Origin of the sequence: Streptomyces yaizuensis (genome assembly GCF_034961445.1) — a bacterium.
GTDB classification, from domain to species: domain Bacteria; phylum Actinomycetota; class Actinomycetes; order Streptomycetales; family Streptomycetaceae; genus Streptomyces; species Streptomyces yaizuensis.
Window position 1 is genome coordinate 82,921 of record NZ_BSBI01000002.1, and the last position, 17,853, is coordinate 100,773.

Consider the following 17,853-nt stretch of genomic DNA (forward strand, 5'->3'; position numbering starts at 1 on the left):
CTGTGAGGCCGGTCTCAACCGCCCGCCGGGGAGTCCCGGACGGCCCTTCCCACGGCGGTCGCACCGGTAGGGTGGCCCGGTTGTCATACCCGTCGTGACTGGACCAGCGCCGAACCGGAGACCGTGACTACTACCGCCTCCCACTCCCACCACCTCTCGCCCGCCTTCCCCGGCCGCGCCCCCTGGGGCACCGCCGGCAAGCTGCGCGCCTGGCAGCAGGCGGCCATGGAGAAGTACCTCCAGGAGCAGCCCCGCGACTTCCTCGCCGTCGCGACCCCGGGCGCCGGAAAGACCACCTTCGCGCTCACCCTCGCCTCCTGGCTGCTGCACCACCACGTGGTCCAGCAGGTGACCGTCGTCGCCCCCACCGAGCATCTGAAGAAGCAGTGGGCCGCCGCCGCCGCGCGGATCGGGATCAGGCTCGATCCCGAGTACAGCGCGGGGCCCCTCAGCCGCGAGTACCACGGCGTCGCCGTGACGTACGCCGGGGTCGGGGTGCGGCCCATGCTCCACCGCAACCGCTGTGAGCAGCGCAAGACCCTGGTGATCCTGGACGAGATCCACCACGCGGGCGACTCGAAGTCCTGGGGCGAGGCCTGCCTGGAGGCGTTCGACCCGGCCACCCGCCGGCTCACGCTCACCGGCACGCCCTTCCGCTCCGACACCAACCCGATCCCCTTCGTCACGTATGAGGAGGGCAACGACGGGATCCGCCGCTCGGCCGCCGACTACACGTACGGATACGGCAACGCCCTCGGCGACGGCGTCGTCCGCCCGGTGATCTTCCTCAGCTACAGCGGCAACATGCGGTGGCGCACCAAGGCCGGTGACGAGGTCGCGGCCCGGCTGGGCGAGCCGATGACCAAGGACGCCGTCTCGCAGGCGTGGCGCACCGCCCTGGACCCGCGCGGCGAGTGGATGCCCAATGTGCTGCGCGCCGCCGACCAGCGCCTCGGCGAGGTCCGCAAGTCCATCCCCGACGCGGGCGGCCTGGTGATCGCCTCCGACCAGGACTCGGCCCGCGCGTACGCCAAGCTGATCCGCGAGATCACCGGCACCAAGGCCACCCTCGTCCTCTCCGACGACACCGGCGCATCGAAACGGATCGACGAGTTCAGCGAGTCCGGCGAACGCTGGATGGTCGCCGTCCGGATGGTGTCCGAAGGTGTCGACGTGCCCCGGCTCGCCGTCGGCGTGTACGCCACCACCATCTCGACGCCGCTGTTCTTCGCGCAGGCCGTAGGCCGTTTCGTACGGTCGCGGCGGCGCGGCGAGACCGCGTCCGTCTTCCTGCCCACCATCCCCATGCTGCTCGGCTTCGCCAACGAGATGGAGGTCGAGCGCGACCACGTCCTCGACCGGCCGAAGAAGGAGGGCGAGGAGGACCCGTACGCCGAGTCCGAGAAGGAGATGGACGAGGCCAACCGGCAGGAGGACGAGGACACCGGGGACGCCGACCAACTCCCCTTCGAGGCACTGGAGTCGGACGCGGTCTTCGACCGGGTCATGTACAACGGCGCCGAGTTCGGGATGCAGGCCCACCCCGGCAGCGAGGAGGAGCAGGACTACCTCGGCATCCCCGGGCTCCTGGAGCCCGACCAGGTGCAGATGCTGCTCCAGAAGCGGCAGGCGCGGCAGATCGCGCACAGCCGCCGCAGGCCCGACACCGAGGCCGATCTGCTGGAGCTGCCCGCCGAACGGCGGCCCGTCGTCTCCCACAAGGAACTCCTCGACCTGCGCAAGCAGTTGAACACGATGGTCGGCGCGTACGTCCATCAGAGCGGCAAGCCCCACGGGGTGATCCACACCGAGCTGCGGCGCGTCTGCGGCGGGCCGCCGAGTGCCGAGGCCACCGCCGGGCAGCTCCGCGAGCGGATCAAGAAGGTCCAGGAGTGGGCCACCCGTATGCGCTGACCCCATCACCGCCGGTCACCCCGGACACAGCGGAGCGGGGTCGTCCGGAACGCCGGGCGGCCCCGCCCGCCCGTTCCGGCGCCCCCGCACCAGCCCGCGGCCCGCGCCATCACGCCCGGATTCTGGACGAGGTCTTCCGCTGAGCGGACCGGATCGCTACTGTCCCCGACAATGCAAACGCCCCGCGGCAGTTGGGCCGCGGAGCCCGGTCGGCGGGCCTCCGGGGGCGGCGCCACGGGACGGGCGTCGCGGCGCGGACGGCTTCAGCCGTCACTCACTCCGGAGGAGGGGGCGTCGTGACCGCGGAGACCTCCCAGACGCTCGACCGGGGACTGCGTGTCCTCAAGCTGCTCGCCGACACCGACCACGGACTGACCGTCACCGAGCTGTCCCAGCGGCTCGGCGTCAACCGCACGGTCGTCTACCGACTGCTCGCCACCCTGGAGCAGCACGCCCTCGTCCGCCGGGACCTCGGCGGCCGGGCCCGGGTGGGCCTCGGGGTGCTGCGCCTCAGCCGCCAGGTGCACCCGCTGGTGCGCGAGGCCGCGATGCCCGCGCTGCGGGCGCTCGCCGAGGACATAGGGGCCACCGCCCACCTCACCCTCGTCGACGGGGCCGAGGCGCTCGCGGTGGCCGTGGTCGAACCGACCTGGACCGACTACCACGTCGCCTACCGCGCGGGCTTCCGCCACCCCCTCGACCGGGGCGCGGCGGGCCGGGCCATCCTCGCCGCCCGCCAGGGCGACGCCGACCACCCCGGCTACACCCTCACCCACGGGGAGCTGGAAGCGGGCGCCAGCGGGGCGGCGGCGCCCCTCGTCGGTGTCACCGGCATCGAGGGCAGCGTGGGGGTGGTGATGCTCACCGACTCCGTGCCCGAGCGCGTCGGCCCCCGGGTCATGGACGCCGCCCGCGAGGTCGTGGACGCCCTTCGGTAGCCGGGGAGCGGCACCGGAGGCCGTGGACGCCCTGCGGTGGGCGGGGAGCGGCACCACGGGCGCGGAGCGCGCGGGCACGGCGGTGGTACCGCTCGCGGGCCGGATAGATTGACCGGGTGCTCTCCCGTATGCCCCGCGCCCGCGCCGTCGCCCTCAGTGCCGTCCCCGTGGCCGCGCTCCTCGCCGTCGCCGCCCTCGCCCCGCTCCCGTATGTGATCGCCCAGCCCGGGGCCACCGCCGATGTCCTCGGGGAGCACCAGGGCACCCCGGTGATCACCATCAGCGGCGCACCCGTCCGGGAGACCACCGGCGCCCTGCGGATGACCACCATCGTCGCCACCGGGCCCGGCGCCGACGTGGATCTCGGGGACGTGGCCGACAGCTGGTTCCGCACCGACCGCTCGGTCCTGCCGAGGGAGTCCGTCTACCCGCCGGGCCAGTCCGTCGAGCAGGTCACCGAGCGCAACCTCAAGGACATGGCGGACTCGCAGAGCGATGCCACCCGGGCCGCGCTCTCCTACCTCGGCGAGGACCCGGCGAAGGTCAAGGTCACCCTGAAACTCGCCGACGTCGGCGGGCCCAGCGCCGGGCTGCTCTTCTCGCTGGGCATCGTGGACAAGCTGGACGGCGACGGCTCCGGCGGCGACCTCACCGGCGGCCGCAGTGTCGCCGGGACCGGGACGATCACCGCCGACGGCAGGGTCGGCGCGGTCGGCGGGGTCTCCCTGAAGACCCAGGCCGCCCGGCGCGACGGCGCCACCGTCTTCCTGGTGCCGAAGGGCGAGTGCGCCGACGCCCGCGCCGGGGGCGCCGACGGGCTGCGGCTGATCCCCGTCGCCACTCTCAAGGGGGCGGTCGAGTCGCTGCGGGCCCTGGAGCGCGGCGACAAGGTCCCGTCCTGCTGATGCGCTGAGGGCGCCGCCGGGGCTCAGGAGTCCCCGGCCGCCTGCTCCACCAGCGGGAGGATCCGCAGCGGCACCGCGTTCTCCATCACGATCGCCGTGGACGCCCGCACGATCCCCTCGAACCCCACCACCCGGTCGATCACCCGCTGGAGATCGGAGTTGGAGCGGGCCACCAGCCGGCAGAGCATGTCCCCGTGGCCCGTCGTGGTGTGCAGCTCCAGCACCTCCGGCACCCCCGCCAGATGGGTGCGTACGTCCGCGCCCTGCCCCTGCTTGATCTCCAGCGTGGCGAAGGCGGTCACCGGGTACCCCAGCGCCGCCGGATCGACATCGGGCCCGAAACCCCTGATCACCCCCTGCGCCTGGAGCCGGTCCAGCCTCGCCTGGACCGTGCCCCGGGCCACCCCCAGCCGGCGGGACGCCTCCAGCACCCCGATCCTCGGCTCCCGCGCCAGCAGCACGATCAGCCGGCTGTCCAGATGATCGATCGCCACAACGACTCCTCAATGGTCATCATGTACAGAACGACGCCCTCTACCGGGTCTGTACCCAGCAGATTGCCCAGTGAAAGCGCAAACTATTGCGCACCTTGTGGAACGGGCGCAGGCTGCGAACATGACAGAGACCATCGATCACCACCTGAACACCGCGCGTGAGGCCGACCCCTTCCCGGTGAAAGGGATGGACGCGGTCGTCTTCGCCGTCGGCAACGCCAAGCAGGCGGCGCACTACTACTCGACCGCCTTCGGGATGAAGCTCGTCGCCTACGCCGGACCGGAGAACGGCACCCGGGAGACGGCCAGTTACGTCCTGGAGAACGGCTCCGCGCGCTTCGTCCTCACCTCCGTCATCCGGCAGACCACTCCGTGGGGCGCCTTCCTCGCCGGGCACGTCGCCGAGCACGGCGACGGCGTGGTCGACCTCGCCATCGAGGTCCCGGACGCCCGCGCCGCCTACGCGTACGCCACCGAACACGGCGCGCGCGGCATCACCGAGCCGTACGAGCTGACCGACGAGAACGGGACGGTCGTCCTCGCCGCGATCGCCACCTACGGCCAGACCCGCCACACCCTGGTCGAACGCTCCGGCTACAAGGGCCCCTACCTGCCCGGATTCGTCGCCGCCGACCCGCTCGTGGAGCCGCCGGCCAAGCGCACCTTCCAGGCCATCGACCACTGCGTCGGCAATGTCGAACTCGGCCGGATGAACGACTGGGTCGCCTTCTACAACAAGGTCATGGGCTTCACCAACATGAAGGAGTTCGTCGGCGACGACATCGCCACCGAGTACTCCGCCCTCATGTCCAAGGTCGTCGCGGACGGCACCCTCAAGGTCAAGTTCCCGATCAACGAGCCCGCGATCGCGAAGAAGAAGTCGCAGATCGACGAGTACCTGGAGTTCTACGGCGGCGCCGGCGTCCAGCACATCGCGCTGGCCACCAACGACATCGTCGCCACCGTCCGCGCCATGCGCGCGGCCGGGGTCTCCTTCCTGGACACCCCCGACTCGTACTACGACACCCTCGGCGAATGGGCCGGCGAGACCCGGGTGCCCGTTGAGACCCTGCGCGAGCTGAAGATCCTTGTCGACCGCGACGAGGACGGCTATCTGCTCCAGATCTTCACCAAGCCGGTCCAGGACCGGCCGACGGTCTTCTTCGAGATGATCGAACGCCATGGCTCCATGGGCTTCGGCAAGGGCAACTTCAAGGCCCTGTTCGAGGCCATCGAGCGGGAACAGGAACGCCGCGGCAACCTCTGAGCCGCCATCCGGCCCGGCGGGACCCTGCCCCTCCCCGGCGTCCCGCCGACCGCCGGCCGTCCGCCCGCCCCCGCGCGTCCGCCTACGATCGGACACGTGTGCGCACAAGTGATGATCGCCGAGGACGACGACAAACAGGCCGAGCTGGTCCGCCGCTATCTCGAACGGGAGGGGCACGCCGTCACCCTCGTACGGGACGGGCGGGCCGCCATCGAGGGCATCCGCCACCGCGTGCCCGACCTCCTCGTCCTCGACGGGATGATGCCGAACGTCGACGGCCTCGACGTCCTGCGGATCCTGCGCGCCGAGGCGTACGAACTCCCGGTCCTGATGCTCACCGCCCGCGCCACCGAGGACGACCTGCTGCTCGGCCTCGACCTCGGCGCCGACGACTACATGACCAAGCCCTACAGCCCCCGCGAGCTGATGGCCCGGGTCCGCACCCTGCTGCGCCGCACCTCCCGGCCCGCCGCCGCACCCCCCGCCCCGCCGGCCCCGGAGCCCGACCCCGTGCTCAGCGTCGGCGGGCTCACGGTCGACCCCACCCGGCACGAGGTCACCGCCGACGGGGTCCGCGTGGAGTGCACCCCCGGCGAGTTCCGCATCCTCGCCGCCCTGGCCGCCCAGCCGGGCCGGGTCTTCACCCGGCAGCGGCTCCTGGAGGAACTGCACGGCTTCACCCGCTTCATCGGCGACCGCACCGTGGACGTCCACGTCATGAACCTCCGCAAGAAGATCGAACCCGTGCCCCGGCGGCCGGTCCGGCTCCTCACCGTCTTCGGCGTCGGATACAAGCTGGCCGCCCAGCGCAAACAGACACCCCCCGCAGGCCCCATGACACCGGGGGAGCCGACCGCGGCCACCGCGCCCGCGCCCGGCCCCGACTCCCCGGGGCGGGCGGGCGGCCGTGCGCACACGTAACCGCGACCGGGCCCGCGACCGGGAGGACCGGGCCCGGACCGGGGTCCCCCTGCGCAAGAGCCTGCTGATCCGGCTGCTCGCCGTCTCCGCGCTCGTCGCCGCCTGCTCCGTCGCCGCCACCGCCTGGCTCGCCGTCCAGACCACCTCCGGCGCCATCCGCGAACAACAGGGCCAGAACCTCACCGACGACACCACCATCTACAACACCCTGCGCGGCCACGCCGCCACCCGCCCCCAGTGGGAGGGCGTCCAGCGGACCGTGCGCGAACTCGCGCACACCTACGACCGCCGCATCGCCCTCACCACCCGCGACGGGCGGCGCATCGCCGACTCGGCCGCCGACCCCGCCGCCGGGGCCCCCGACAGCGGGGACACCCTCCCCGAACTGCCCTCCCGGGCCGCCGCCGAGGTCGACCCCCTCAGCTCCGACTTCCCCGGCGGCACCGAAACCGGCGGACAGAGCGCCGACGGGATCGACCCCCGCGCCGTCGGCCCCTTCCGGCTCCCCGCCGCCGAACGGACCGAACTGCGCGCCACCGCCCAGCGGATCGTCACCTGCCTGGGCCGCTGGGGGGTCGCCTCCGACCTCGTCGACAGCCCCGGCGGACGGCCCCGCGTCGAGATCGTCGGCGACAACGCCGAGGAGGCCGAGAACTCCCGCTGCGCACTCGACGTCCTCGCCGAACCCACCCCCACCGAGGCCAAGGCCCTGCGCGCGCTCAACACCCTCGCCGACGACTGCCTCAAGCGGAAGGGCCACGACCGGGTACGGCTCACCCTCGGGCTGAGCTGGCGGACCGCCGCCCCGGCCTGGGTCGACCTCTCGGCCGTCCCCCCGGCCCCCGAGCCGCAGCCCGCCCCGCCGTCCGACGCGGCGAACGGGCCCGTACGGCAGGGGCCCGCCGTCGAGGTCCCCTCCCCGGCCCCCGACCTGCCCGCCGAACGCGCCGGTACGTCGTCCACGCTCTTCGCCGACCCCCGGGACAGCGCCCGCGACCGGGCCATCGCCGAATGCGTGGACTCCTCCCGCCGGGAACAGCTCTCCGCCCATGTCTCGCCCCCCGCGCTGCTGTTCATCGGCGACACCGAGGGAGCGACCGTGCCCGGCTTCGACCTCTCCCCGGCCAACACCGCGAAGATCGCCGGCGCGGCCGCCGGAGTCCTCGCCCTCACCGTCGGCGCCACCCTCCTCGCCGCCGGCCGGCTGGTCCGCCCGCTGCGCGCGCTCACCGGAGCCGCCCAGCGGATGAAGGACGGCGAACGCACCGAACCCGTGCCCGTCGGCGCCGACAACGAAGTCGGCCGGCTCGCCGCCGCGTTCAACGACATGGCCGCGCACCGGGCCCGCCTGGAGACCCAGCGCCGGGACATGGTCAGCGACGTCGCCCACGAACTGCGCACCCCGCTCAGCAACATCCGCGGCTGGCTCGAAGGAGCACAGGACGGCATCGCCGAACCCGACGCGGCCTTCGTCGACTCGCTGCTGGAGGAAGCCGTACAGCTCCAGCACATCATCGACGACCTGCGCGACCTCGCCGAAGCGGACGCGGGCGCCCTGCGGCTGAACCCCGTACCCGTACGCGTCACCGAACTCCTCGGCCAGGTCGCCGCCGCACACCAGGCCCGCGCCGACGCCGCCCACGTCACCCTGCGCGCCGACATACCGCCCACGCTCCCGGCGCTCCACGCGGACCCCGTCCGGCTGCGGCAGGCCGTCGGCAACCTCGTCTCCAACGCCGTACGGCACACCCCCCGCGGCGGCACCGTCACCATCCGCGCCACCGAACGCGGCGACCGGCTCGCGGTCGAGGTCGCCGACACCGGGCAGGGCATCGCCGCGGACGATCTGCCCTATGTCTTCGACCGGTTCTGGCGGGCCGAGAAATCCCGCAGCCGGCGCACCGGCGGCAGCGGGCTGGGGCTCGCGATCGTACGCAAGCTCACGGAGGCCCACAGCGGCGAGGTGACGGTGGTCAGCGAGCCGGGGCACGGGTCGGTCTTCACCCTGCTGCTGCCAGTGGGGACGATCACGGATGGGGTCGGCCCGGTCGGCGGCGCTGACACGGAGACCATGGCGGTCTGACAGCTTCTTCACACGGACGCGCCAGATTGGCTGACGTGACCGGGCAGCCCGTCCGGAACCGTCCGAAGGAGAGCCTTCCCCATGACTCATCGACTGTCTCTGCGCACCCTCGCCGTCGTCACGATGGGGGGAGCCGCAGTCGCCGCGTCCGCGAGCGGAGCCTTCGCCACCCCGGTGCCCGCGCCCGACACCCGCCTCTTCGCCCAGGTCTCCGAATCCCCCCGCTCCGAATCCCCCAGCCCGGCGCCGGCGGTCAAGTCCGCGCCGACGCGGGAGGATCTGGGGGCGCAGCCCGCCGTGGGCGGCGGGGTGCAGCCGGTCCGCGTCCCGGTCGGCGGGGTCGCCGCCGGCGACAAGCCCGCGCCCGCGCCGATGGACTTGCGGGTGCAGCCCGCCGTGGGCGGCGGGGTGCAGCCGGTCCGCGTCCCGGTCGGTGGAGTCGCCGCCGGGGACAAGCCCGCGCCCGCGCCGATGGACCTGCGGGTGGACCTGAGCGAGCGCACGGACGGTGCGCAGCGGCCGGTCGTCGCCCCGCGGGGTGGGGTCGCGGCCGGTGAGAAGCCCCTGGCGGCGGCGGGCGGTGCGACCGGGATGGCGATGGTCGGCGGGACCGTCGCGGTCTTCGGCCTCCTCGCCGGCGCGGGTGGCTTCGCCCTGCGCCGCCGGACCTCTTCGAACTGACCTGGGCCCGGTCCCGGCCACCTGCGCGGTGAGCGGGGTTCGGCCTTGCGCTGTCCGACCCGCGTCGATGCGGGTACGTGGCGCTCGTCCGGGGCCCCGGTGGCCCGTACCTGTACGAGGTCGGCCTCGCGCTGCCTGCCCGTGTCGGTACGTGTGCGTGGCGCTCGTCCGGGGTCCCGGTGGCCCAACCCGCGTCGGAACGGGGTCCCGCACCCTTCTTCCCCCCGCCGGGGGTACCGATCACGCTCTGGCTGGTCCGTGGGTGGGGGTGCAGGGTCGCCCCCGCAGGGGATCGGCGGAGCCCGCCCCGCACTCAACTTGGTGAGTACGCTCGCCGACCCCGAGGAGGTGAGCCCGGAGGCCCCGCCAACCCGCACCACACCCGCGCGGCGGCCGACCCGCACAAAAACCCGCCTCGCCGTCGACCCGAGCAAACCCGCCTCGCCGACGATCACCCGGCAAAATCCAGCCTCTTGGGGGTCCCCCCGGACGAAGTCTGGGGGAGATTGAGGCGCGGGGGCTCGGGGGCTGGCCCTCGACACGGGCCCGCACATGCCATGTGCCCGGCAACCTGTCCGCCCCTGCGGCAACCCGGAAAACTCAGCCTGGCCCGCGATGAGCCCGCACAAATCCAGCCGCGCCGACGATCACCCGGCAAAAATCAGCCCCGCCGGCGATTGAGGCGCAGGGGTTCGGGGACTGGTCCCCGACGACGGACCCGCAGGTTCGCCTGTGCGGCGGGGCAGGGTGCTGGTCCGTCCTCAATCGCCGGACGGGCTGAATTGCTCGGGTGATCGTCGGGGGCCAGCCCCCGAAACCCCCGCGCCTCAAACTCCCCCAGACTCCGTCCGGGGGGACCCCCAAGAGGCTGGATTTTGCTCGGGTCGACGGCGAGGCGGGATTTGTGCGGGTCGACCCGGAACCGGGTAGTGGTGCGGGTTGGCGGGGCCTCCGGGCTCACCTCCTCGGGGTCGGCGGACACAAGGCCCACGGTCAACGCACGCCGGACTTACCGCCGATCCCCTGCGGGGGCGACCCTGCACCCCCACCCACGGACCAGCCGGAGGGCGGCCGGTACCCCAGCCGGGGGGAAGGAGGGTGCGGGCCCCCGTACCGACACGGCCGGGCAGGGCGGGCCCCGGACGAGCGCGACGACCCCGTTCCGTCTCGGCCCGGGCAGCGCGAGGCCGTATTCGCGCGGGTGCGGGGGCCGGAAGCCGCGACTCAACCCACACGCTGGAGGACCTGATGACCCCGTACCGCCAGACCGTCACCCTCGCTCTCACCGCCCTCGTCCTCGTCGCCGCCGCCGGCTGCGCCACCCAGGAGGCCACCGGCCAGGCGGTCGACCACGGACCCGCCACATCCTCCGTACCGGAACGGACCTCCGGAGACGGCACCGGCACCGGCACGGACACCGGCACCGCGAAGAAGGCCGACCCCGCCAAGGGGAAGGAGAACCGCGACCTGCCGGTGCGGGTCGCCATACCGTCCCTCGGTGTCGACAGCGATCTGATGCGCCTCGGCCTCAACAAGGACGGCACCGTCCAGGTCCCGCCGCCCGAGCGGGGCATGTCGGCCGGCTGGTACACCGGTGCCGCCGTCCCGGGGGAGCCCGGGCCCGCCGTGATCATCGGGCACAACAGCACCGCGCTCGGGAAGGCCGTCTTCCACGATCTGAAGAAGATCGAGAAGGGGGCGGAGGTCCGGGTCCGCAACTCCGCAGGTGCCATCGCGCGGTTCACCGTCACCCGTACGGAGACCGTCAGCAAGAAGGCGTTCCCCACGGAGCGGGTGTACGGGGCGGTCAACGGCCGCCAGCTGCGGCTGATCACCTGTGACGGGGCCTTCGACGCCGAGGGCCACCCCGTGGACAACCTGATCGTCTACGCGACCCTCGCCCGCTGACCGGTCAGCGCCGGCCGGCCGCGTAGACGGAACCGGAACGGGCGGTGGAGCCCATCCGGCCCTCCCGCCCCGTCATCCGGCGCGGCCCGCCCGCCGGCGGTTCGCCCAGGGACGCGAGGGCGCTTCTCGCCGCCGGTGCCAGCAGCGGCGAGAAGTACGGATTCACCCGCAGTGCCGTGCCGATGTTCCGGCGGGCGGGCCCGTACAGCCCGAGGGAGCGTTCGATCTGGCCCCGGTGGTACATGAACAGCGGGCTGCGCCCCTCCTTGGTCGCCCGCTTCGCGTACACGAGCGCCTCCCGGCCCTCCCCCGACCGGTACAGCGCCCACGCCAGCGCGTCCGCGATCTGCGAGCTGCGCCGGCCGGCCTCCCAGGCGGCCGTGAGCCGCCGGACCGCCTCCTCCGGGTCGCCGTGGTCCGCTTCGTAGCGCCCCCGGACCAGCTCCTGGTCGACGCCGTAGCGTTCCGCGCGGGCCACCGCGTCCAGCAGGGCCGTGTAGCTCTTCTCGGCCTCCGCGTGCCGGCCCAGCGACTCGTACACCTCGCCCGCCTCCAGGGCGTACTCCGGCAGCGGGAACCGCGCGAGCGCCGTGCCGTACTCGCGCAGGGCCGCGTCCGCGCGCCCCAGGGCCGCCAGCGAGCGCGCCCGGCCGGCCCGCGCGCCGTGGAGTTCGGGTGCGAGCCGCAGGGCGCTGTCGTACGCGGGCAGTGCCTCCGCCGGTTCGCCGCGCTCCCAGGCCAGGTCGCCGAGGCGGCTCAGGGCCGTGGCCCGTTCGGTGGTCCCGCCGTCGGCGACCGCGTCGTACGCGTTGGCGGCGGCGTCCTCGCGCCATCCCCGCTCCCGGTAGACCTGCGCGGACAGGGCGCGTGCCTGCGGTCCGTCGTACAGGCCGGTCAGCCGGTCCAGGGCCGTGTGGACCGCTTTGTACGCGCCGATCCCGCCCTGCGCGTCGATCAGCGCCCGGTACACGGTCCACCGCCGGGGCCGCTGGCGCTGTGCGGTGACGGCCGCGTCCCGGGCGGCGGTGTACTGCTGCCGTGCGCCGGCGAGGGCCGCGAGCCCCAGCAGGGCCTCGGTGTTCCCGTCGGCGGCGGGCAGCAGCCGCAGGGAGCGGTCCAGCGCGCTCTGGGCACGCGGGAGCGCGGCCCAGTCCGCCCAGGCGGCGGCCCGCTCGGCGTACGCGGTCCCCAGGACGGCCCAGGACTCCTCGTCGCCGGGGTGCTCCCGCAGCCACGCGGTCCGTTCGGTGATCAGCGCGGTCAGTTCGGCGCGGGAGGCCGGGGCCCCGGCGACGGCGGCGGCGCGGGCGCGCGCGGCGGGTCCCGGGGCGGGCGGCGGTGGGCCGCTCCCGTCCCGCAGGACCATGAGCACCCCGCCGACCAGGGTGGTGACGACCATCGCCGCCACGGCGGCGTTCTTCGTGCGTTCGCTGCCCATGCCGCCACTGTGCGCCCATCATCAGCCCATACGAGGAATGCCGACCGGCGCATGACACGGACGGCGGCCGGGTTCACACCGATGGCCCCGGGTGCGACGCTGATCCCATGGACGTTGACGATCTCCTCGTACGGCTGCGGGCCGGGCTCCCCGACGACGCGTTGATCACCGATCCGGACGTGACGGTCTCGTACGGCCGGGACATGGCGAGCTTCTGCCCGGCGGGCACACCGGCGGTCGTGGTCCTGCCGCGTACGGTCGAGGAGGTCCAGCATGTGATGCGCACGGCGACGGAGCTGCGGGTCCCGGTCGTCCCGCAGGGCGCCCGCACGGGGCTGTCCGGCGCCGCCAACGCCACCGACGGCTGTGTGGTGCTGTCGCTGACCCGGATGGACCGGATCCTGGAGATCAGCGCGGTGGACCGGATCGCGGTCGTGGAGCCCGGCGTCGTCAACGCGGATCTCTCGCGGGCCGTCGGCGAGCTGGGTCTCGCCTATCCGCCGGACCCCTCCAGCTGGGAGACCTGCACGATCGGCGGGAACATCGGCACCGCGTCGGGCGGGCTGTGCTGTGTGAAGTACGGCGTGACCGCCGAGTACGTCCTCGGGCTCGATGTCGTCCTCGCCGACGGCCGGCTGCTGACGACGGGCCGCCGCACCGCCAAGGGCGTCGCGGGCTACGACCTCACCCGGCTCTTCGTCGGTTCGGAGGGCAGCCTCGGCATCGTGGTCCGCGCGGTCCTGGCGCTGCGGCCCAAGCCCGCCCCGCAGCTCGTCGTCGGCGCGGAGTTCCCCTCGGCGGCGGCCGCCTGCGCCGCGATCTGCGCGATCATGGAGCGCGGCCACACCCCGTCGCTGCTGGAGCTGATGGACCGTACGACGGTCCGCGCGGTGAACTCCCTGACCCGGATGGGCCTGCCGGAGACCACGGAGGCGCTGCTGCTGTGCGCCTTCGACACCCCCGACCCGGCCGCCGACCTCGCCGCCGTCGGGGAGCTGTGCCGGGCGGCCGGTGCCACGGAGGTCGTCCCCGCCGACACCCCCGAGGAGTCCGGGGCGCTGCTCGAAGCCCGGCGGTCGGCGCTGCCCGCGCTGGAGCGGATCAGCACGGCGACGATGATCGACGATGTCTGCGTCCCCCGCTCCCGGCTGGCTCAGATGATCGAGGGCACCGCCCGGATCGCCGAGGAGTACGGGCTGACCATCGGCGTCTGCGCCCACGCCGGCGACGGGAACACCCATCCGGTGGTCTGTTTCGACCAGCACGACCCCGACGAGTCCCGGCGGGCGCGCGAGTCCTTCGACGCGATCATGGCGCTGGGTCTGGAGCTGGGCGGCACGATCACCGGGGAGCACGGGGTCGGGACACTGAAGAAGGAGTGGCTGGCGCGCGAGCTGGGGCCGGTGGGGCTGGAGTTGCAGCGGAGCATCAAGGCGGCCTTCGACCCGCTGAACCTCCTCAATCCCGGCAAGCTGTTCTGAGCCACGCTGACCCGTTATCGCTGGTCCACGGCCTGATTTCGCTCGTGCCCCGGGACTAAGGCGAAGGGACGATGCCCGGACCCGGCCCTCCTTTCTACGGTGGATACACCGGACGCACCCAACGCACCGGTCGTACCGACGCCACCGCCGAAGGAGGAGCCGTGCCGGCCCAACTGGACCACACCATCGTCCGCAGCCATGACCGCTTCGCGAGTGCCCGCTTTCTCGCCGAGCTGATCGACGAGCCGGAGCCCAAGGAGTTCGGCCCGTTCGCGTGCCTGCCGCTGACGAACGGGGTCACCCTCGACTACCTCGACGTCGAGGGCGACATCACCTCGCAGCACCTGGCGTTCCTCGTCTCGGACGAGGAGTTCGACGCCGTCTTCCGGCGGATCACCGACCGTGGCGTGCCGTACTGGGCCGACCCGCGGTTCCTCCAGGCCCAGCAGATCAACCGGTACCACGGCGGCCGGGGCCTCTATGTCCAGGACCCCGACGGCCACTCGCTGGAGTTCATGACCCGTACCTACGTCATCGAGTAGTCCCGGCGCGGTTCACGCGTCCTCCGGGTCCGGTGACTCGTCGGAGGGCCGGGGGGTCTCCTTGCGCCACGCGGGGGAGTGCCCCCGGGCCCACAGCCGGTACGCCCGGTCCGGCGACAGCAACTCGGCCAACTCGCCCTCCACGTCGAGCCGGTCCCGCTCGGAGCCCGGCGGCACCACCCGCAGGGTCCGCTCCAGCCACGCCGACACCGCCACCGAGGGGGCTTCGAGCAGCGCCTCCCCGTCGGGCGAGGTGAGCGCCATCAGCACCACGCTTCTGCTGTCCACCTTGCTCGGCCAGATCCGGACATCCCCCTGCCCGCACGGCCGGAACACCCCCTCCACCAGCAGCTCCCGCGCGAAGGTCCAGGTGACGGGGGAGGCGGAGCCGATGTGGAAGGTGATGTGCACGGCGAACGGATCGTCGGTGCGGTACACCAGCCGGGCGGGGACGGGGATGCTGCGCTCGGGCGACAGCACCAGCTTCAGTTCCAGTTCGCGCTCGACCACGGAGTGCATGAGGGCTCGCTTTCGTTGTGCGTACCGGGCCTGGGACAGGCCCTCACCCAGCGAGAGCGGGATCGTCCGCGACTATGACGCGACTTTCGCGAAAAACTTTCCGTGACGACAAAGGGGCGTTGCGTGACCATGGGTGAGGGCCGGTGGACGGGAGCGGGGCTCAGTAGAGGTACGGGACCAGCCGCCATGTCCGCCGCCGGTACGCCGCGTACTCCTCCCCGAAGGCCGCGAGCAGCATCCGCTCCTCGGCCGTGATCCGCCGTGCGTAGAGGGCCGTCAGCAGGGCGGTGACCACCACGGCCGCGAGCCCGTTCCCCAGCCCCAGCGAGTACCCGGCCCACACCAGCAGGCTCCCCGCGTACCCCGGGTGCCGGATCAGCCGGTACGGGCCCCGGGTGACCAGTTCCTGGTCCCGGGCCGTCCGCAGGGTCCTGGTGTAGTACCGGCCCAGCGTCCGCATCCCCCAGCCGCGCAGCAGCAGCCCCGCCGCGAGCAGCCCGATCCCCGCCCACCGGGCCCACGCGGGCAGCGCGCCGGTGAGCAGCAGATTGACGGCGACCGCCGCCGCGAAGGCGGCCAGCAGCAGCAGGGTGGAGCCAGCGTCGGCCCGTCCGCCCCGCCAGGAGGCCGCGGCCGGGTCCGCGCGGTGCCGCAGGAGCAGCTCGTACCCCGCCCAGATCAGCACCCCGGCGATGGCCAGAACGGATGTCGGCGCCATGGCCGGATCCTGCGGGACCGCCGGGGATCCGGCCCCCCGGACGCCCGGCGCGGTGCCGGTGCGGGGGCCATTCGGGTGGATCGGCGCACCCGGGTGGCGGCACCCGGGGGGTCGGCGGGGTGCCGTGGCCGGGGCTTTGCTCGTTGGGGTGACGGAGGCTTCGCGGTCGGGAACGGAACCTCGGCGGGCCGCGGTCGTTACAGCCTGACGGGGCCCAGTTCGGCCGCAGTGTCGGAAAGATGTGGAGCCTGAACGGCTCTCCGAGGAGATACGGGACCACGGTGATGAGCGCCCCAACCCCGGCAGGTGACGGCGAGAGCCCCAGCCCCGGCTACTACCCGGATCCTTCCATTCCGCATTACATCCGCTACTGGAACGGCGCGGCCTGGGTGCCCGGCAGCAGCCGTCCCGCCCCCAGGGCGGGGGAGGCGATGCCACCGCTGCCCGGCCGGACGGCCCGGCAGCCCGCCGCGCGGGACCGGGGCGCGCGGGCCGGGGCCCTGACGGAGTCCGCGCCGGGCACGGGCGGCGGCCCGGGGCGGCTGGAGGAGACCGGGCCCGTCTTCCTCGACGAGGAGCCGTCGGGGCGGTCGGCACGGCCGGAACCCGCCACGGCCTGGCGGGCGGATGCCTCCCGGCAGTCCGGCTTCGGGGGCGAGCGCGACCGCCGGGTCTCCTGGCACGGCGGGACGGGCCCCGGCGCCGAACCGGTCCGCCTCACCGACCCTCGTACCGCCGAACCCAGGGCCATGGATCCCCGTACCGCCGACGCCCGTACCGCCGACGCCCGTACCGCCGACGCCCGTGGCACCGACTCCCGTACCGGCGCACCCCGTACCGCCGACGTCCAGGGCGCCCACCGGGCCGCCGCTCCCCCCACCGACCCCCGGCTGCCCCTCCAGGCCGGTGAACAGCCCCTGCCGGCCCGGCCGGCCCCCGCCACCGCGCCCGTCGACGGGCCGCGCGCAGAGGGGACGCTGCCGATCCGCCCCGTACGGGCCCGGAGCGGCGCGGAGCCGCCCACCGACAGCACCCTCACCATCCGGGCCCTGCGCCGCGCCCGCGCCCAGCGCGCCGAGCGGGAACACGCCGAACGGGAACACGCCGAACTCCAGCGCACCGGCGCGGGCGGGCCGCCCGGCACAGCGAACGCGGCCCCCGCGGTGGCACGGTCCGAACCCCCGCGCGACGCCGACCCCCGGGCCGCCGCCCATGCCGCCGAACCGCCGCCCGGGGCCCCGCCCTTCACGGCCGTACCGCCGCTCGTGCCCGCCCCGGCCCGGACCGTCGTACCGCCCGGGGCCCCGGTCCCGCCCCGGCCCCGTACCCCCTCCCCGCCCGCCGCCGAGGCCGTCGGGGACGCCGTCGTCTCCTGGTCGCAGCAGGTGCACCGGCTGGCCCGGGGCGCGGAGCCCGAGCAGCCGCCGACCGTGCCCGAACAGACCCCGCGGCGGGCCGCCCGGGAGCGCGCCGAGGCCCGCCCCGCCGGGCTCGGCCGCCGGCTGACCGCCCGGCTTCTCGACACCGTCGTCCTCGGCGGCCTCGTCGGCACCGTCGCCGTCCCGGTGGCCCTGCGCACCCTCGCCCACGTCGACGGCAAGATCGAGGCCGCCCGCCGCTCCGGGCACACCGTCACCGTCTGGCTGCTGGACGCCACCACCGTCGCCCATCTCGCCGTCGTCGTCTGCGCGCTGCTGCTCATCGGGGTGGTGTACGAGGCGCTGCCGACCGCGCGCTGGGGCCGCACCCTCGGCAAGCAGCTCTGCGGGATCACGGTCCTCGACATCGGCACCCACGAGCCGCCGTCGTTCGGCGCCGCGCTCCGGCGCTGGCTGGTCTGCGCCCTGCTGGGGCTGCTCACGGGCGGCGCGGTCCTGGACGCGCTCCGGGCGCTGGTCGACCGGCCGTGGCGGCAGAGCTGGCACGACCGGGCGGCCCACACCTTCGTCGGCGCCCGCCGGGCCGCTTCCCGGTGAGCGCCGCCGCCGGGGCGCGACTCCGAACGGCGTACCCGCGATTGCGGGGGCCCCGGACCCACGGTGCA

At 74.0% G+C, this 17,853-nt stretch carries 15 protein-coding genes; 11 read left to right on the forward strand and 4 right to left on the reverse strand.

The window, feature by feature from the left end; all coding sequences use genetic code 11:
- Positions 1-123 precede the first annotated feature (123 nt).
- The 3 genes from SYYSPA8_RS04245 to SYYSPA8_RS04255 all read left to right on the forward strand — a co-directional run bounded on the left by SYYSPA8_RS04245 (position 124) and on the right by SYYSPA8_RS04255 (position 3,757).
- On the forward strand, positions 124-1,914 hold the full coding sequence (locus SYYSPA8_RS04245) for a DEAD/DEAH box helicase (RefSeq protein ID WP_323445581.1): 1,791 nt from the start codon (positions 124-126) through the stop codon (positions 1,912-1,914).
- A gap of 296 nt (positions 1,915-2,210) precedes the next feature.
- The gene (locus tag SYYSPA8_RS04250; protein WP_323445582.1) at positions 2,211-2,852 is read left to right on the forward strand and encodes an IclR family transcriptional regulator; all 642 of its coding nucleotides are present in this window, start codon (positions 2,211-2,213) and stop codon (positions 2,850-2,852) included.
- Positions 2,853-2,968: 116 nt separating this feature from the next.
- Entirely contained in the window at positions 2,969-3,757 is a 789-nt protein-coding gene (locus tag SYYSPA8_RS04255) for a S16 family serine protease (RefSeq protein WP_323445583.1), read from the forward strand.
- Between the two features lie 23 nt (positions 3,758-3,780).
- Here SYYSPA8_RS04255 and SYYSPA8_RS04260 read toward each other — a convergent pair whose 3' ends face one another.
- Complete coding sequence (locus SYYSPA8_RS04260; RefSeq protein WP_323445584.1) at positions 3,781-4,251, reverse strand: Lrp/AsnC family transcriptional regulator; 471 nt, start codon at positions 4,249-4,251, stop codon at positions 3,781-3,783.
- 121 nt (positions 4,252-4,372) lie between these two features.
- Between SYYSPA8_RS04260 and hppD the strand changes: the two genes are divergently transcribed.
- The 5 genes from hppD to SYYSPA8_RS04285 all read left to right on the forward strand — a co-directional run bounded on the left by hppD (position 4,373) and on the right by SYYSPA8_RS04285 (position 11,111).
- Positions 4,373-5,518, forward strand: coding sequence for a 4-hydroxyphenylpyruvate dioxygenase (gene hppD, locus SYYSPA8_RS04265; protein WP_323445585.1), 1,146 nt, complete (start codon positions 4,373-4,375; stop codon positions 5,516-5,518).
- Positions 5,519-5,629: 111 nt separating this feature from the next.
- A complete protein-coding gene (locus tag SYYSPA8_RS04270) occupies positions 5,630-6,439 on the forward strand; it encodes a response regulator transcription factor (RefSeq protein WP_323446297.1) in 810 nt (269 codons plus the stop codon).
- Positions 6,426-8,522 carry a sensor histidine kinase gene (locus tag SYYSPA8_RS04275; RefSeq protein WP_323445586.1) on the forward strand — a complete coding sequence of 699 codons (2,097 nt, stop codon included), beginning with the start codon at positions 6,426-6,428 and terminating at the stop codon, positions 8,520-8,522. The genes SYYSPA8_RS04270 and SYYSPA8_RS04275 overlap by 14 nt, the downstream gene beginning before the upstream one ends.
- Positions 8,523-8,603: 81 nt before the next feature.
- The gene (locus tag SYYSPA8_RS04280) at positions 8,604-9,203 is read left to right on the forward strand and encodes a hypothetical protein (RefSeq protein WP_323445587.1); all 600 of its coding nucleotides are present in this window, start codon (positions 8,604-8,606) and stop codon (positions 9,201-9,203) included.
- 1,248 nt (positions 9,204-10,451) lie between these two features.
- Positions 10,452-11,111 (forward strand): class F sortase, encoded by a 660-nt coding sequence (locus tag SYYSPA8_RS04285; protein WP_323445588.1) that lies wholly within the window; start codon positions 10,452-10,454, stop codon positions 11,109-11,111.
- 4 nt (positions 11,112-11,115) lie between these two features.
- Here the strand turns inward: SYYSPA8_RS04285 and SYYSPA8_RS04290 are convergent, their stop codons facing one another.
- Positions 11,116-12,549, reverse strand: a complete 1,434-nt coding sequence (locus SYYSPA8_RS04290; RefSeq protein WP_323445589.1) for a tetratricopeptide repeat protein — start codon at positions 12,547-12,549, stop codon at positions 11,116-11,118.
- Between the two features lie 107 nt (positions 12,550-12,656).
- Between SYYSPA8_RS04290 and SYYSPA8_RS04295 the strand changes: the two genes are divergently transcribed.
- Together SYYSPA8_RS04295 and SYYSPA8_RS04300 are read left to right on the forward strand one after the other, a co-directional pair.
- Positions 12,657-14,030: an FAD-binding oxidoreductase gene (locus SYYSPA8_RS04295; protein ID WP_323445590.1), complete on the forward strand. Its 1,374-nt coding sequence runs from the start codon at positions 12,657-12,659 to the stop codon at positions 14,028-14,030.
- 161 nt (positions 14,031-14,191) lie between these two features.
- Positions 14,192-14,572 carry a VOC family protein gene (locus SYYSPA8_RS04300; protein ID WP_323445591.1) on the forward strand — a complete coding sequence of 127 codons (381 nt, stop codon included), beginning with the start codon at positions 14,192-14,194 and terminating at the stop codon, positions 14,570-14,572.
- Positions 14,573-14,584: 12 nt separating this feature from the next.
- Here SYYSPA8_RS04300 and SYYSPA8_RS04305 read toward each other — a convergent pair whose 3' ends face one another.
- Positions 14,585-15,091 (reverse strand): SsgA family sporulation/cell division regulator, encoded by a 507-nt coding sequence (locus SYYSPA8_RS04305; RefSeq protein WP_323445592.1) that lies wholly within the window; start codon positions 15,089-15,091, stop codon positions 14,585-14,587.
- Positions 15,092-15,251: 160 nt separating this feature from the next.
- The gene (locus SYYSPA8_RS04310) at positions 15,252-15,809 is read right to left on the reverse strand and encodes a methyltransferase family protein (RefSeq protein ID WP_323445593.1); all 558 of its coding nucleotides are present in this window, start codon (positions 15,807-15,809) and stop codon (positions 15,252-15,254) included.
- Between the two features lie 284 nt (positions 15,810-16,093).
- Here SYYSPA8_RS04310 and SYYSPA8_RS04315 point away from each other — a divergent pair, with 284 nt between their 5' ends.
- A complete protein-coding gene (locus SYYSPA8_RS04315) occupies positions 16,094-17,785 on the forward strand; it encodes an RDD family protein (protein ID WP_323445594.1) in 1,692 nt (563 codons plus the stop codon).
- The last annotated feature ends 68 nt before the right edge of the window (positions 17,786-17,853 follow it).

Excerpts from the sequence above, each read along its gene's own strand:
- hppD (WP_323445585.1), top strand. The coding sequence starts at position 4,373 with ATGACAGAGACCATCGATCACCACCTGAACACCGCGCGTGAGGCCGAC.
- SYYSPA8_RS04270 (WP_323446297.1), top strand. The coding sequence starts at position 5,630 with ATGATCGCCGAGGACGACGACAAACAGGCCGAGCTGGTCCGCCGCTAT.
- SYYSPA8_RS04280 (WP_323445587.1), top strand. The coding sequence starts at position 8,604 with ATGACTCATCGACTGTCTCTGCGCACCCTCGCCGTCGTCACGATGGGG.
- SYYSPA8_RS04285 (WP_323445588.1), top strand. The coding sequence starts at position 10,452 with ATGACCCCGTACCGCCAGACCGTCACCCTCGCTCTCACCGCCCTCGTC.
- SYYSPA8_RS04290 (WP_323445589.1), bottom strand. The coding sequence starts at position 12,549 with ATGGGCAGCGAACGCACGAAGAACGCCGCCGTGGCGGCGATGGTCGTC.
- SYYSPA8_RS04295 (WP_323445590.1), top strand. The coding sequence starts at position 12,657 with ATGGACGTTGACGATCTCCTCGTACGGCTGCGGGCCGGGCTCCCCGAC.
- SYYSPA8_RS04305 (WP_323445592.1), bottom strand. The coding sequence starts at position 15,091 with ATGCACTCCGTGGTCGAGCGCGAACTGGAACTGAAGCTGGTGCTGTCG.
- SYYSPA8_RS04310 (WP_323445593.1), bottom strand. The coding sequence starts at position 15,809 with ATGGCGCCGACATCCGTTCTGGCCATCGCCGGGGTGCTGATCTGGGCG.
- SYYSPA8_RS04315 (WP_323445594.1), top strand. The coding sequence starts at position 16,094 with ATGAGCGCCCCAACCCCGGCAGGTGACGGCGAGAGCCCCAGCCCCGGC.